Annotated in this window: 15 protein-coding genes; 13 read left to right on the top strand and 2 right to left on the bottom strand. The window is 67.8% G+C overall.

The features are described from left to right. The first annotated feature begins 33 nt into the window (after positions 1-33). From RCP37_RS13145 to RCP37_RS13120, 6 genes are read left to right on the top strand one after another with little or no spacing between them, the layout of a single operon-like run. Positions 34-984: an alpha/beta fold hydrolase gene (locus RCP37_RS13145; protein WP_308483530.1), complete on the top strand. Its 951-nt coding sequence runs from the start codon at positions 34-36 to the stop codon at positions 982-984. A 1-nt stretch (position 985) separates the two neighbouring features. After that, positions 986-2071, top strand: a complete 1086-nt coding sequence (locus RCP37_RS13140) for a PDR/VanB family oxidoreductase (RefSeq protein ID WP_373693014.1) — start codon at positions 986-988, stop codon at positions 2069-2071. A 33-nt stretch (positions 2072-2104) separates the two neighbouring features. Then, on the top strand, positions 2105-3109 hold the full coding sequence (locus RCP37_RS13135) for an alpha/beta hydrolase (RefSeq protein ID WP_308483528.1): 1005 nt from the start codon (positions 2105-2107) through the stop codon (positions 3107-3109). A gap of 26 nt (positions 3110-3135) precedes the next feature. Further along, the gene (gene dapB / locus RCP37_RS13130) at positions 3136-3873 is read left to right on the top strand and encodes a 4-hydroxy-tetrahydrodipicolinate reductase (RefSeq protein ID WP_308483527.1); all 738 of its coding nucleotides are present in this window, start codon (positions 3136-3138) and stop codon (positions 3871-3873) included. A gap of 50 nt (positions 3874-3923) precedes the next feature. After that, positions 3924-4340 carry a hypothetical protein gene (locus tag RCP37_RS13125; protein WP_373693182.1) on the top strand — a complete coding sequence of 139 codons (417 nt, stop codon included), beginning with the start codon at positions 3924-3926 and terminating at the stop codon, positions 4338-4340. A 50-nt stretch (positions 4341-4390) separates the two neighbouring features. After that, positions 4391-4792 carry a flavodoxin family protein gene (locus RCP37_RS13120; protein WP_308487074.1) on the top strand — a complete coding sequence of 134 codons (402 nt, stop codon included), beginning with the start codon at positions 4391-4393 and terminating at the stop codon, positions 4790-4792. A gap of 5 nt (positions 4793-4797) precedes the next feature. Here the strand turns inward: RCP37_RS13120 and RCP37_RS13115 are convergent, their stop codons facing one another. Next, entirely contained in the window at positions 4798-5103 is a 306-nt protein-coding gene (locus RCP37_RS13115; RefSeq protein ID WP_308483526.1) for a CDGP domain-containing protein, read from the bottom strand. Positions 5104-5226: 123 nt separating this feature from the next. Between RCP37_RS13115 and RCP37_RS13110 the strand changes: the two genes are divergently transcribed. Further along, on the top strand, positions 5227-5448 hold the full coding sequence (locus RCP37_RS13110) for a hypothetical protein (protein ID WP_308483525.1): 222 nt from the start codon (positions 5227-5229) through the stop codon (positions 5446-5448). A 13-nt stretch (positions 5449-5461) separates the two neighbouring features. Here the strand turns inward: RCP37_RS13110 and RCP37_RS13105 are convergent, their stop codons facing one another. Further along, complete coding sequence (locus tag RCP37_RS13105) at positions 5462-6931, bottom strand: HNH endonuclease signature motif containing protein (RefSeq protein ID WP_308483524.1); 1470 nt, start codon at positions 6929-6931, stop codon at positions 5462-5464. A 58-nt stretch (positions 6932-6989) separates the two neighbouring features. Here RCP37_RS13105 and RCP37_RS13100 point away from each other — a divergent pair, with 58 nt between their 5' ends. The 6 genes from RCP37_RS13100 to RCP37_RS13075 are packed head-to-tail and all read left to right on the top strand — an operon-like array spanning position 6990 to position 12285. After that, a complete protein-coding gene (locus tag RCP37_RS13100) occupies positions 6990-7418 on the top strand; it encodes a VOC family protein (RefSeq protein WP_308483523.1) in 429 nt (142 codons plus the stop codon). 46 nt (positions 7419-7464) lie between these two features. Then, entirely contained in the window at positions 7465-7914 is a 450-nt protein-coding gene (locus RCP37_RS13095) for a hypothetical protein (RefSeq protein WP_308483522.1), read from the top strand. Between the two features lie 10 nt (positions 7915-7924). Further along, positions 7925-9457, top strand: coding sequence for a class I adenylate-forming enzyme family protein (locus RCP37_RS13090; protein WP_308483521.1), 1533 nt, complete (start codon positions 7925-7927; stop codon positions 9455-9457). Positions 9458-9494: 37 nt separating this feature from the next. Beyond that, entirely contained in the window at positions 9495-10742 is a 1248-nt protein-coding gene (locus RCP37_RS13085; RefSeq protein ID WP_308483520.1) for a DNA recombination protein RmuC, read from the top strand. A gap of 9 nt (positions 10743-10751) precedes the next feature. After that, positions 10752-11423 carry a TetR/AcrR family transcriptional regulator gene (locus RCP37_RS13080; protein WP_308483519.1) on the top strand — a complete coding sequence of 224 codons (672 nt, stop codon included), beginning with the start codon at positions 10752-10754 and terminating at the stop codon, positions 11421-11423. A gap of 40 nt (positions 11424-11463) precedes the next feature. Continuing rightward, a complete protein-coding gene (locus RCP37_RS13075) occupies positions 11464-12285 on the top strand; it encodes an SDR family oxidoreductase (RefSeq protein WP_308483518.1) in 822 nt (273 codons plus the stop codon). Positions 12286-12288 lie beyond the last annotated feature (3 nt).

Here is a 12288-nt window from a genome sequence, read left to right as displayed (position 1 = left end):
CCCGAGCCGGGCCAACAACGAGGAGTGCAGTCCATGACTACCCCGACCACCACCACCGTGACATCAGCAGACGGTGTGACGCTGGCGGTACACGCGTACACCGATCTGGACCCGCAGCGGGCGACCATCCTGGCGATCCACGGCTACCCGGACAACCACCACGTCTGGGACGGGGTGGCTCGCGAGCTCATCGAGCAGAATCCGGGCCGCTATAACGTCGTCGCCTACGACGTACGCGGTGCCGGGACGTCGTCGGCGCCGGCGGAGAGGTCCGGCTACCGATTCCCGCACCTGATCGCGGACGTCGCCGCGGTGCTCGAGCACCTGGGCGGTCTGGGGCTCGACAAGGTTCACCTCCTGGGCCACGACTGGGGTTCGATCCAGGGCTGGGCCGCGATCACCGACCCGGCCGTGGAGGCCAAAGTCGGTTCCTACACCTCGATTTCGGGTCCGCACCTGGATTACGCCGGCCGGTTCCTGCGCTCGGCGCGCAACCTGCGCACGCTCGGCGATGTGGTCAGGCAGCTGCTGGAGTCGAGCTACATCTGGCTATTCCTGACCCCGCGGGTTCCCGAAGCGGCCTTCCGGTCCGGGCTGGGCGCCCGAGTGCTTGGGTGGCTTGACCGCATCGGTCGCTCCGGCAACCCGCAACCGGCCATGCCCCGGGGTGAGAACGACTACGTCAACGGTCTCAACCTCTACCGCGCCAACATGCCGGCGCCTTTTCTGAAGCCGTCGCGGCCGTTGCCGGCCACCGATGTCGCGGTGCAGGTGCTCGCGCCTCGCCTGGATGTCTTCGTCAGCCCGGCCCTGCAGCGTTACACCGGATCCATCCCGGCCAACCACCGCGTGATCGACATCGACGGCGGCCACTGGGTGGTGACCGATCGCCCAGACGTGATCGCCCGGCTCACCGACGAGTGGGTGCAACACAACGTTGCTGGCGGTGCCGGCGCGTCCGGCAATGACATTCCGCACGCCTGACATGACAGCGCAGATCTGGAAATCGCGCCCCGCCGACCTTTACGGCCGGCGAAAGCACGACCGGCTGTTCAACGCACTCTGGGGCGCGATCACCGTATTCGGTGGGATGGCTGCGGTTTCGCGGTGGGAGCCGTCTCGAGTGACGCCGGTGTCGCGAACGATCGCGGCCGTCGTCACCAAGCGGGAGATTCTGACCAACGACGTGGTGGCCCTGACCCTGGCGGATCCCGACGGCGGACTGTTGCCGTCGTGGACCCCGGGTGGGCACATCGACGTGCAGCTGCCTTCCGGTCGCCGTCGGCAGTACTCGCTGTGCGGCGTGCCGGGACGTCGCACCGAGTACCGCATCGCGGTACGCCGGCTCGACGACGGGGGCGGCGGCTCGGTCGAGATGCACCAGGCCTACGCCGAGGGCGACACGCTGCTGTTCGAAGGTCCACGCAACGCGTTCTATCTGGGCACCGGTGAGGATGAGGTGCTGTTCGTCATCGGCGGGATCGGCGTGACCCCAATGCTGCCGATGCTGCGTGAGGCCGCCCAACGCGGAATCGATTGGCGCGCTGTCTATGCCGGCCGCAGCCGGGCTGACATGCCGTTGCTCGACGAGGTACTGGCGGTGGATGCCGAGCGGGTCACGGTGTGGGCCGATGACGAGCACGGGCGTTTCGCGGGCACCGAGGAGCTACTGGCCGGCGCCGGGCCACAGACCGCGGTGTACGTCTGCGGCCCGAGCGCGATGCTCGAAGCGGTGCGTGTCACTCGCAATGAACATTGCTCGAATATCAAAGCCCCGCTGCACTATGAGCGGTTCAGCCCGCCGCCGGTGGTCGATGGGGTGCCGTTCGAGCTTGAGCTCGCCCGATCGCGGCGTGTACTGGCGATTCCCGCGGACCGCTCGGCGCTGGACGTGATGCTCGACGCCGATCCGACGACCGCGTACTCCTGCCGGCAGGGATTCTGCGGCACCTGCAAGGTCAAGGTGGTCTCCGGAGACGTCGACCGGCGTGGACGCACCGCGGAGGGCGGCGACGAGATGCTGGTCTGTGTCTCGCGGGCCAACGAGGGACGCATCGTCATCGACGCCTGAGTCGAGCCGTATCGGTGCAGATAGGATGCCCGGATGTCTGGTGTGCCTGAGATTCATCGTGGGAGTTTGCGGGCCCGAATCATCTACGCCGTCTTTTCGGCGGTAATGCCGCGGTTGGTTCGGTGGGTCAGCCGCCGCGGGGGCCCCGAGGCTATGCCCGGGTTGTTGGCGCAGTTGGGCCGCCGCACCAACACCGCCGCCCGCCTGCAACGGCTGCGACCGTATTTCCGGATCCGATTCGCCCGCGAGTTCGCCGCAACGGTGCCGGTCGAGATTGTGCGCCGAGCAGATTGCGTCGCCCCGCTGGGCGACGGCGCCATCTTGTACTTTCACGGCGGCGGGTTCTTCACCGGCGGTCTCGACACCCATCTGCACGTCGTGGCGGCCCTGGCCCGGCGCACCCGGCTGCCGGTCGTGCACGTCGACTATCGGCAATTCCCCGACGTGAGCGTCGACGGCTCGGTGGAGGACTGCGTCGGCGCCTACCGTTGGCTGCTCGAGCAGGGGGCCGACCCCGCCAAGACGGTGATCGCCGGCGACTCCGCAGGGGGTTTTCTCACGTTCGCCACCGCGCTGCGAGCCCAGCAGGAAGGATTGCCGGCACCTGCCGGAGTCATCGGGATCTCGGCACTGCTGGAGCTCGAGGGAACGGCCCGCAGTACTCACTCGAACATGGGCACCGACGCATTCGGCATAGCGGACGCGCTGCCGGACCTCGTCGAGCATGTGTGCCCGTCGCTGCCGATGCGTCACGACCTGTCGCCGATCAACGGCCGGCTGGAGACCATGCCGCCGGCGCTGCTGATCGCCGCCGAGTCGGAGATCCTGCGCTGCGACAACGAACGGCTGCACGCCGCGCTGTTGGATCACGGCCGGTCCAGCCGGCTCGAGCTGTGGGACCACCAGGTGCACGCGTTCCCGGCGCTGTTCCCATTCCTGCCGGACAGCCGGGCGGCGTTTGACCTGATGGTCCGTTTCGTCGCCGAACGCCTCGCCGACCCCGGTGAGTCCGGCGAGACCCGCCGTGAGGTGTCCTGAAGCGCCCAACCGTTAGGGTGGCAGCCATGCGGGTAGCGGTTTTGGGTGCCAAGGGCAAAGTCGGCGCCACCATGGTTGCGGCGGTGCAGGCCGCGGAGGATCTGACCCTGTCTGCGGCGGTCGACGCCGGTGACGAACTGAGCTTGTTGACCGACAGCGGCACCGAGGTCGTGATCGACTTCACCCATCCCGCCGTCGTGATGGACAACCTGAAGTTCTTGATCGACAACGGGATCCACGCGGTCGTGGGCACCACCGGGTTCACGCAGGAGCGGCTCGACCAGGTGCGTTCCTGGATCGAGGCCAAGCCCGGTTCGGCGGTGCTGATCGCACCCAACTTCGCCATCGGAGCGGTGCTGTCGATGCATTTCGCGACCCAGGCCGCAAAATACTTCGAATCGGTCGAGGTCATCGAGCTGCACCACCCGCACAAGGCCGATGCGCCGTCGGGTACCGCGGCTCGCACCGCCGCGCTGATCGCCGAAGCTCGAAAGGGACTGCCGCCCAACCCCGACGCCACCAGCACCGGTCTACCCGGAGCGCGCGGCGCGGACGTGGATGGTGTGCCGGTGCATTCGATCCGGTTGGCCGGGCTGGTCGCTCACCAAGAGGTGCTGTTCGGGACCATGGGGGAGACGCTGACCATCCGCCACGACAGCATCGACCGGACCTCGTTTGTTCCCGGGGTGCTGCTGGCGGTGCGCCGGATCGCCGAGTTCCCCGGACTCACGATCGGCATCGAACCCCTCCTCGACCTGAAGTAGTCGTGAACAAGGTGTCGCCGGCCACGCGGGTGAAGGTGCTCATCGCCTTCATGTGCCTGGCGCTGCTGATGTATCTGGCGTTTCTGGGCCGGATCGCGGTGCTGCTGATCGCCTCCGGTTCGGTCGCTCCGATCGGGATGGGGCTGGCACTGCTGATCATGCCGTTCATCGGGCTGTGGGCGATGATCGCCACCCTGCGGGACGGATTCGCCCACCAACGGCTGTCGCGGCTGATCGCCGAGGACGGCATGGAACTCGACCCCGGCGCCTTACCTCGGCGGCCATCCGGACGCATCGAACGTGACGCCGCTGATGCCCTGTTCCACACGGTTCGTGCCGAACTCGATGCCGACCCCGACAATTGGCGGCGCTGGTACCGGCTGGCCCGGGCCTACGAGTTCGCCGGCGATCGTCGACGCGCGCGGGAGGCGATGAAGACCGCGGTCACGCTGCAGGCGCAGCAGTGAGCAAGACGCTGCTGGTGGTGCACCACACGCCCTCGCCGTTCTGCCAGGCCATGTTCGAGGCGGTGCTGTCCGGGGCGACGGACCCGCAGATCGAAGGCGTCGACGTGGTGCGCCGCGCCGCGCTCGAGGTGTCGCCGAGCGACATGCTGGCCGCCGACGGCTACCTGCTGGGCAGCCCGGCCAACCTCGGCTACATCAGCGGCGCGCTCAAGCACGCCTTCGATGTCTGTTATTACCCGATCCTGGATTCGACCCGCGGCCGGCCGTTCGGCCTCTACCTGCACGGCAACGAGGGAACCGAGGGCGCCGAACGGGCCGTCGACTCCATCACGACGGGGCTGGGATGGGTCAAAGCGGCCGACTACGTGGTGGTGTCGGGTAAGCCCGGCAAGCCTGAACTGGAAGCGTGCTGGGAGCTGGGCGCGACGGTGGCTGCGCAGCTGATGGACTGAGCCCACTACGGGTCGATGTGGTTCTCCGGCATGTAGAACGAGTGCAACGGGTAATCCCGGCCTGGCCCCATGGAGTGGCAGTCCTGCTGTGAGGGCGGTGATTTCGGCGGCTCGTAGTAGTAGATGACGCAGCGCTGCCAGCTGCCGTCGGGCTGAACCGGACCGTCGCACTTTTGGGCGGTGGAGAAGAACAGCAGCGGGTTGTCCTGACAGCCTGCCTGGGCCGCCGGCGCCGAGGCGATCAGCCACCCGGCTGCCAGCCCGGTGGCCGCCAGCGCGGTGGTCAGGCCCCCGGTGAGGTAGCGCTTCACGGTCGACCCCTTCTCATCGCGTCGTGTTGTCGAGTGACTATGCCGGACGCGGCCGATGTTTGTCGCAGATTATGCCCGCGGTTCTCTCGCAGTTCCTATCGTGAGGCGATAGGCTGCGATGCCGTGACCCATGCAAAAGACACCGCGTCCACGACGGAGTCCACCACGGACCTGCTTGCGCGCACGCTGGAGTCTGCGCGCGTCGCCTACGAGAACATCGCGGAGCTGGCCCAGCATCAGGACGGCATCTATGCCGTGGCCCAGACCGCGAGGGGCACCGCGCTGATCCACGACTTGCGTAAGCAACTCGACCAGCTCAATAAGATCCTGCCCTTCAAGAGCTAGGTGCCCACCCTCGTCAGGGTGGCGCCTTGTTGAGAGCGCGTTCGCTGTTGATGCGGTGGGCGCGGTCTTGGATGCGGGTGCGCTTGCGCGTAGGCATCATGAGGCTGCGATCTGCCGATGACGAGGGAGCCCTGGCCGGTGGCGCGGTGGTCGGCAGACACAGGCTGGGAAACAACAGGCGGCTGCCGGGTTGCGTGGTGTAGGTGTGGCCGGTGGGGCTGGTCCATTCGATGGTGCCGTTGGGGTGCTGACGGTCGCTCCAGCCCCTGCGGCCGGTCCAAAAGGTCTTGAGTAAGTGGTGTTTTCGGCATAGGCAGCGCAGGTTGGCCGGGTGGGTGGCTCCATGCGGGTGGGCCACGGCGTGGTCGATGTCGCAGTAGGTGGCGGGCTGGTCGCAGCCGGGGAATCGGCAGGTGAGGTCGCGGGCCCGGACGAAGGCGGCCAACGCTGTCGAGGGCCGGTAGTGCGGTTCGGCCGGCAGGTCGGCCGGGTCGCGCAGCGGTTTGACGGTGGCGCCGTTGTTGATGAGCTGGGCCAGCAGCGGTGCGGGCACGGTGCCGCCGCCGATGATCTGCCCGGAGCGCGCTGCGGGTTTGTCGGCCGGGACGGTTGACGGCTCTTGGCCGTTGCCGAATCGCGGATCGGCCGCGGTGTTCAGCGCGGTCTGGTCGGCGAGGACGTAGACGGTGACGTTGGTCGCGCGGGCGTCGGCGCCGGCAGCCGGGCAGTCGCTGTTGCCGCAGGCGCAGGCCAGGGTGTCGGCTCCGTTGGCCAGGGCGCCGAGGGCGTCGGCGCGGCGTTGGGCCAGGGTGCGGGGATCGTCGTCGCAGACGGTGTGGGCCAGTTGGGTTAGGCGCCGTTCGAGTGCGGTGGCATCGGTGGCAAACAGTCGGCCCCATAGGCCGGTGGTGCCGTTTTCGCTGTTGCGGGTGTCGACGACAATTTCGCGGCCGCGGGCGTCGCGCTCTTGGCGCCGGACGGCGTCGGGGTCGTGCCGGTCGATCAGGGCGTCGATGGCGGCCGCGGTCTTGGCCGCCGACAGGGGCCCCAGGCCGGTGGCGATCGCGGCGAGTTCGGTGTCGACGGCGTTCAGTAGGTAGGGGTTGGTGATCAGCGTGGTGCGCCAGACGATCGTGGCGACCAGCCGGCTGTTGATCGCCCCCTCGAGAAACAGTGCGGCCACCTTCGGCAGCCGTTCCCGCAGCGCTGTGGCCAGATACATCTGCGAGGACGCCATCCCGTGGCTGATCTGCTCGGCAGCGCCGACCTCGGAGGCTGCGGCATCCCAGTAGTCGCATGACCAGCGCGACCGGTTCACCGCATCGGAGCCGCGGGTGCGCCGAGCGACCAGTTCGCCGATGGCGGCCAGGCGGCGCGCCGAGGCGGCGGCCTCTGCCCGGGCCCACTCCGAGATGGCCGCTACCAGGGCCTTGTCGTCCGCCTCGGCCAGGGACTCCGGCTCCAGCCTGTTCGAATCGAACATACGTGCGATTTTAGCTAGGGGGTCTGACACAATGCTGCGCCGCTCTAGGCTCGGCCGCATGGAGCAACAGGTGCACTTCGTCACGGTCGCGGCCACCGATCTGGACGCGACCAGGAACTTCTACGGCGCGCTGGGCTGGCGGCCCCTGCTGGACGTCGAGGGTGAGATCGTCTTCTATCAGACGGCGCCGGGCCAGGTGCTGGGCTTCTTCGATGCCGACAAGTTCAACCAAGACCTGGCGCTGCCCGGCGATCATTCCCGGGTCTCCGGGGTCACCGTCGCGCACAACGTCGACAGCCCCGATGCCGTCATCGCACTCGCCGACGCCATGGCCGCCGCGGGTGGCACCGTGATCAAGCCGCCGCAACCCGGCCAATTCGGCGGCGTGTTCCACGCCCACACCCAAGACCCCAACGGACTGATCTGGGAGATCGCCCACAACCCCGGCTGGCGGATCGCGCCCGATGGCACGGTAAATCTGGGCTGACGTCGTAGGGTGGCCGAGACGTAACGGGAAAGGAACACCCACCACGATGCCCTCTTTGCTGAGCATGGCGTTGGGCGCGGCACCGGTCTTCGGCGGAGCCCTGTTCGCCGCGGCCGCCGGGCAGCTGAAAGGCCCGGACGTACGCGCCCTGATCAAACAGGACCTCGACCTGCTCGACCGGCTTCCCTCCGAGCAGACGCAGCGGCGAGCGGATTTGCAGCGCACCATCGACGAGCGCGTTGATGATTTGGTTGCGGCCTCCGACCGAACGAGGGCGTTGCGGGCCGCGGCGCTGTCCTATCAGGGCAACTGGCGCGACGTGGTCTTCTTCGTCTCCTCGGTGCTGTTCACCTACGTCTGGTGGCACATCAACCACGACCGCGGCAATTGGCTGCCGATGTTCATCGTGCTGATCCTCGCCTGCCTCGTGTCCGCGGCCTACGCGCTGCGCGGGACGCTGCGGGTGGTGACGCACAACTGGCGACGCCGGCGATGACGGGCGGGTCATGATGCACGTCGTCGAAATCGCGCGGCACCACAACCCTTTTCCGGCGACCGGGCTAATCCGCGACCGTGGCGGTGTCGCCCATTACGAGCGGCTGCCGGCGACGCTGCTCGATGTGCTGAGCGAACAGGTCGAGCAGCGCCCCGACGGTGAGGCCGTGGTGGAACTCGGAGGCGACCGGCTGACCTACCGGCAGTTGTGGCAACGGGCCGCGCGAGTATCCGGCGGGCTGCGCTCCGACGGTCTGGCACGCGGCGACCGGGTCGCGTTGCGTTACCCTGCGGGACTGGACTGGGTGCTGGCGTTCTGGGGAACTCTGATGGCCGGGGGAATACCGGTGGCCGTCAACACCCGTTCGGCCGCACCGGAAGTCGACTTCGTGCTCACCGATGCCGGCGTTCGGGTGGACCTGGCGCCCGGGGTCGCACTGCCCGACGGCCAACCGTATGTGGTGGACGGCCTCGAAGCCGGCGACACCGCGGCGCTGTTCTACACCTCCGGCACCACCGGCAGCCCCAAAGGGGTGCCCACCACCCACGAGGCGTTTGTGACCAACGCCGAGAACATGATGCGCACCTTGGGTCGGACCCGGGCCTTGGGCGAGGAATATCGCACGCTGATCTCGGTCCCGCTGTTCCATGTGACCGGCTGCAACTCCCAATTACTGGTCGCCGCCTACACCGGCGGAACGGCGGTCATCATGCCGTCGTTGAATCTTCCCGAGTTGATCGCAATGCTTCCCGCGCAACGGATCTCATCGATGGTGACGGTGCCGGCGATCTACTCGCTGCTGCTGCGGGATCCAGCTTTTGCCGCGGTCGCCGTGAGCGGGGTGCGGTGGGTCGGCTACGGCGGTGCGCCGACAGCACCCGCGCTGGTCCGCGCGTTGCGCGAGGCATTCGGCGCGGCAACGGTGTTCAACGGCTACGGCATGACCGAGACCGCCTCGCTCATGACGGTACTGCCGGACTCCGACGCGGTGGCGCACGCGGACTCGGTCGGCTACGCCGTGCCGTCGGGAGACCTCGGTGTGGTACCACTCGGTGACGATCCGGGTACCGGTGAACTAGTGGTACGCGGTGCGAATGTGATGCGGGGCTACTGGAACCGGCCCGAGGCGACCGCGGCCACCATCATCGACGGCTGGCTGCACACCGGTGACGTGGTGCGTGTCGACGGCGCCGGCCGGGTGCACATCATCGATCGGCTCAAAGACATCATCAATCGCGGCGGCGAGAACGTCTCCAGCGTCGAGGTGGAAGCCGCCCTGTTGTCGGCGCCCGGTGTGGCCGACGCGTGTGTGCTCGCGGTGCCCGACGAGGTGATGGGGGAGAAGGTCGGCGCGGTGCTGATCGGCGACCAGCGCGAGGTCGACGTGGCCGCAGTACTGGCGTACTGCCGCGGCCAACTGGCGGACTTCAAGGTGCCGCAGTACATCACCGTGGTGACCGAAGCGCTGCCGCGCACCGCCAGCGGCAAGCTGCTCAAGGCGCAGCTGCGCGATCAGGTGCAATGGGGCGCGCCGCTGCGGTAACTCCGGACTTGTCGGTGGCGCGCGTTACCTTGCCGGCATGGACACAGCACTGCTGATCCTCCTTACCTCGCTGGCGCTGCTGGCGGTGATCCTCCAGGTGGTGGTGCTGGTGCGCCCCGCCGGCGGGGCGATCTCGCCCGCGCAGCTCTCGGCGTTGCGCGCCGACAGTGAACGGGTGGAGCGGACCCTGCGTGAAGAGCAGCATGCCGGGCGGGCCGAACTCGCCCAGGCCTTTCACCAGTGGCAGCTGACCCTGCACCGCTTCGGATCGACCCTGCAGGGCACGCAGGACAAACTGGGCGCCACGCTGGATCGGCAGCTGCGGAGCCTGCAGACCGAGAACACCGCGCAACTGGAGAAGATGCGCGCCACCGTTGACGAGAAGCTGCAGGCCACGCTGGAAACCCGTCTCGCGCAATCGTTCACGCAGATCTCCGAGCGACTGGAAGCCGTGCAGCGGGGGCTGGGAGAGATGCAGACCCTGGCCACCGGGGTGGGCGACCTCAAGCGAGTGCTGACCAACGTCAAAACCCGTGGCATCTTCGGCGAGACCCAGTTGGCCGCCTTGCTTGCCGAGACACTGACGCCCGAGCAGTACGCCACCAACGTCATCACCGTGCCGGGCTCGAACGCCCGGGTGGAATTCGCGATCCGATTGCCGGGCGCCACCGGAGCCCGCGAGGTGCTGTTGCCGATCGACGCCAAGTTCCCGCGTGAGGACTTCGAGCGCCTGCTCGACGCGCAGGAACACGCCGACAGCGTGGGGGAGGCCGCTGCGCGCCAGGCGCTGATCCGGCGGATCGAAGCCGAGGCCTGCGATATCCACGACAAGTACCTCGAGCCGCCGCACACCACGGACTTCGCGATCCTGTTCCTGGCCACCGAGAGTCTGTACGCCGAGGTGCTGCGCCAGCCTGGGCTGTTCGAGCGGATTCAGGCCAAGTACAACGTCACCCTGGCCGGCCCGACCACGCTGGCGGCACTGCTCAACAGCCTGCGCATGGGTTTTCGGACGCTGGCGATCGAACAGCGCAGCAGCGAGGTCTGGCAGGTGCTGGGCGCGGTCAAGACCGAGTTCGGGAAGTTCGCGGCGGTGCTGGAGAAGACCCGCAAGCAACTCGACACCGCCCGCAACACCATCGACACCGCTGGAGTCCGTACCCGCGCCATCGAACGCAAGCTGCGTGGGGTGGAATCGCTGCCCGAATCGGAGGCCGAAGCCATGCTCGGCGAGCTCGGCGTCGGTGCCGAAGAAGTCAGTGAAGTTGACATCGAATTCAGTTAGGCTGCCCGGATGGATGCCGTCCCGGCCGCCCCGGCCCGCCAGTTGCCGGCGACGGTGCGCGGGGCACGCACCCGGGCGGGGTTGGTCGCCGCGGCCCGCAAGGTCTTCGAGCGCGACGGCTACCTCGATGCCAAGCTGACCGACATCACCAAGGCCGCCGGGTGTGCGACCGGGTCGTTCTACACCTACTTCGCGAACAAAGAGGAGATCTTCGCCGCGGTCCTCGAACAGGCCCAGCAGGACATGATGCATCCGGGCATGGGCCGGGTGAGCGATTCCGACGACCCATATGCCGTGCTGGAGGCGAGCAATCGCGCCTACTTGGAGGCGTATCGGCGCAATGCCCAGTTGATGGGACTGCTCGAACAAGTGGCCCAGATCGATCCGAAATTCCGTGCTTTCCGTGCGCGACGAGCCGACGCGTTCGTGCAACGCAATGCCGCGGGCATCGCCGATCTGCAGGCGCGCGGCATCGCCGGCGCCGACGTCGATCCGCTGCTGGCGTCGCGGGCGCTGTCGGGGATGGTCAGCAGGCTCGCGTACGGCACCTTCGTGGGTGAGGAGGCCGCGCACGGGTCGGGTGCCGACTTCGAGGCCCTGGTCGCCACGGTCACCCGACTATGGGCCAATGCCTTGCAATTCCGCACCGGCAAAAACGAACATGAGATCGGGTTCAACTAATGTCACTGCTGTTGCGAACTGAAGAACGGGGACGTTGCTTATGAAGGTTGCCGAGCGGGTCGCGATCGTCACCGGTGGCGGTGGCGGCATCGGTGGAGCACTGGCCGCGGCGCTGGCCGAGGCCGGAGCCAACGTGGTGGTGGCTGACCTCGACGCGGAGGCAGCGACGGCGGTAGCCGAGGCGATCAACGCCGCGTATCCCGGTGCTGCGGTCGGTCGCGGCGGCGACGTCTCGGACACCGAGACCATCCGGGAACTGATCGTGTTGGCGCAGGAGCGCTACGGACCGGTCGACTTCTACTTCGCCAATGCCGGGATCACCGGCGCCCCCGGCTTGCCCAGCGAAGCCGACTGGGACCAGGCCATCGACGTCAATCTGCGCTCGCACATCCGTGCCGCACAGCTGCTGATCCCCGACTGGGTGCGCCGCGGCGAAGGATATTTCGTCTCCACCGCATCCGCCGCCGGACTGCTCACCCAACTGGGCGCTGCCACCTACTCGGTGACCAAGCACGCGGCGGTCGGATTCGCCGAATGGCTCAACATCACCTACGGCGATCAGGGCGTGCGGGTCAGTTGCCTGTGCCCGATGGGCGTCAACACCAAGTTGCTCTACGCCGGTGAACAATCCGGTGACCCGCTGGGCGATCTGGCCACCCGCGCAGTCACCACCGCAGGCGAGGTTCTGGAACCCGCCGACGTCGCCGCCGAGGTGCTCGCTGCCATCGACGACGAGCGCTTCCTGATCCTGCCGCACCCGGTGGTGCTGGAGATGTTCCGGCACAAGGCAGGCGACTACGACCGCTGGCTGCGCGGCATGCGCCGCTACCAGCGCGGCCTGCTCGACTCCGAAAATTCCTAGGTG

This window comes from Mycolicibacter sp. MU0102 (assembly GCF_963378105.1).
GTDB lineage: Bacteria > Actinomycetota > Actinomycetes > Mycobacteriales > Mycobacteriaceae > Mycobacterium > Mycobacterium holstebronense.
The sequence above is the reverse complement of the archived record's forward strand: the minus strand, read 5'-3'. Positions and strand labels throughout refer to the sequence as shown.

What these genes read in the sequence shown, in the direction of transcription:
- RCP37_RS13145 (WP_308483530.1), top strand. Translation starts at nt 34, where the DNA reads ATGACTACCCCGACCACCACCACCGTGACATCAGCAGACGGTGTGACG.
- RCP37_RS13140 (WP_373693014.1), top strand. Translation starts at nt 986, where the DNA reads ATGACAGCGCAGATCTGGAAATCGCGCCCCGCCGACCTTTACGGCCGG.
- RCP37_RS13135 (WP_308483528.1), top strand. Translation starts at nt 2,105, where the DNA reads ATGTCTGGTGTGCCTGAGATTCATCGTGGGAGTTTGCGGGCCCGAATC.
- dapB (WP_308483527.1), top strand. Translation starts at nt 3,136, where the DNA reads ATGCGGGTAGCGGTTTTGGGTGCCAAGGGCAAAGTCGGCGCCACCATG.
- RCP37_RS13125 (WP_373693182.1), top strand. Translation starts at nt 3,924, where the DNA reads ATGTGCCTGGCGCTGCTGATGTATCTGGCGTTTCTGGGCCGGATCGCG.
- RCP37_RS13120 (WP_308487074.1), top strand. Translation starts at nt 4,391, where the DNA reads ATGTTCGAGGCGGTGCTGTCCGGGGCGACGGACCCGCAGATCGAAGGC.
- RCP37_RS13105 (WP_308483524.1), bottom strand. Translation starts at nt 6,931, where the DNA reads ATGTTCGATTCGAACAGGCTGGAGCCGGAGTCCCTGGCCGAGGCGGAC.
- RCP37_RS13100 (WP_308483523.1), top strand. Translation starts at nt 6,990, where the DNA reads ATGGAGCAACAGGTGCACTTCGTCACGGTCGCGGCCACCGATCTGGAC.
- RCP37_RS13095 (WP_308483522.1), top strand. Translation starts at nt 7,465, where the DNA reads ATGCCCTCTTTGCTGAGCATGGCGTTGGGCGCGGCACCGGTCTTCGGC.
- RCP37_RS13090 (WP_308483521.1), top strand. Translation starts at nt 7,925, where the DNA reads ATGATGCACGTCGTCGAAATCGCGCGGCACCACAACCCTTTTCCGGCG.
- RCP37_RS13085 (WP_308483520.1), top strand. Translation starts at nt 9,495, where the DNA reads ATGGACACAGCACTGCTGATCCTCCTTACCTCGCTGGCGCTGCTGGCG.
- RCP37_RS13080 (WP_308483519.1), top strand. Translation starts at nt 10,752, where the DNA reads ATGGATGCCGTCCCGGCCGCCCCGGCCCGCCAGTTGCCGGCGACGGTG.
- RCP37_RS13075 (WP_308483518.1), top strand. Translation starts at nt 11,464, where the DNA reads ATGAAGGTTGCCGAGCGGGTCGCGATCGTCACCGGTGGCGGTGGCGGC.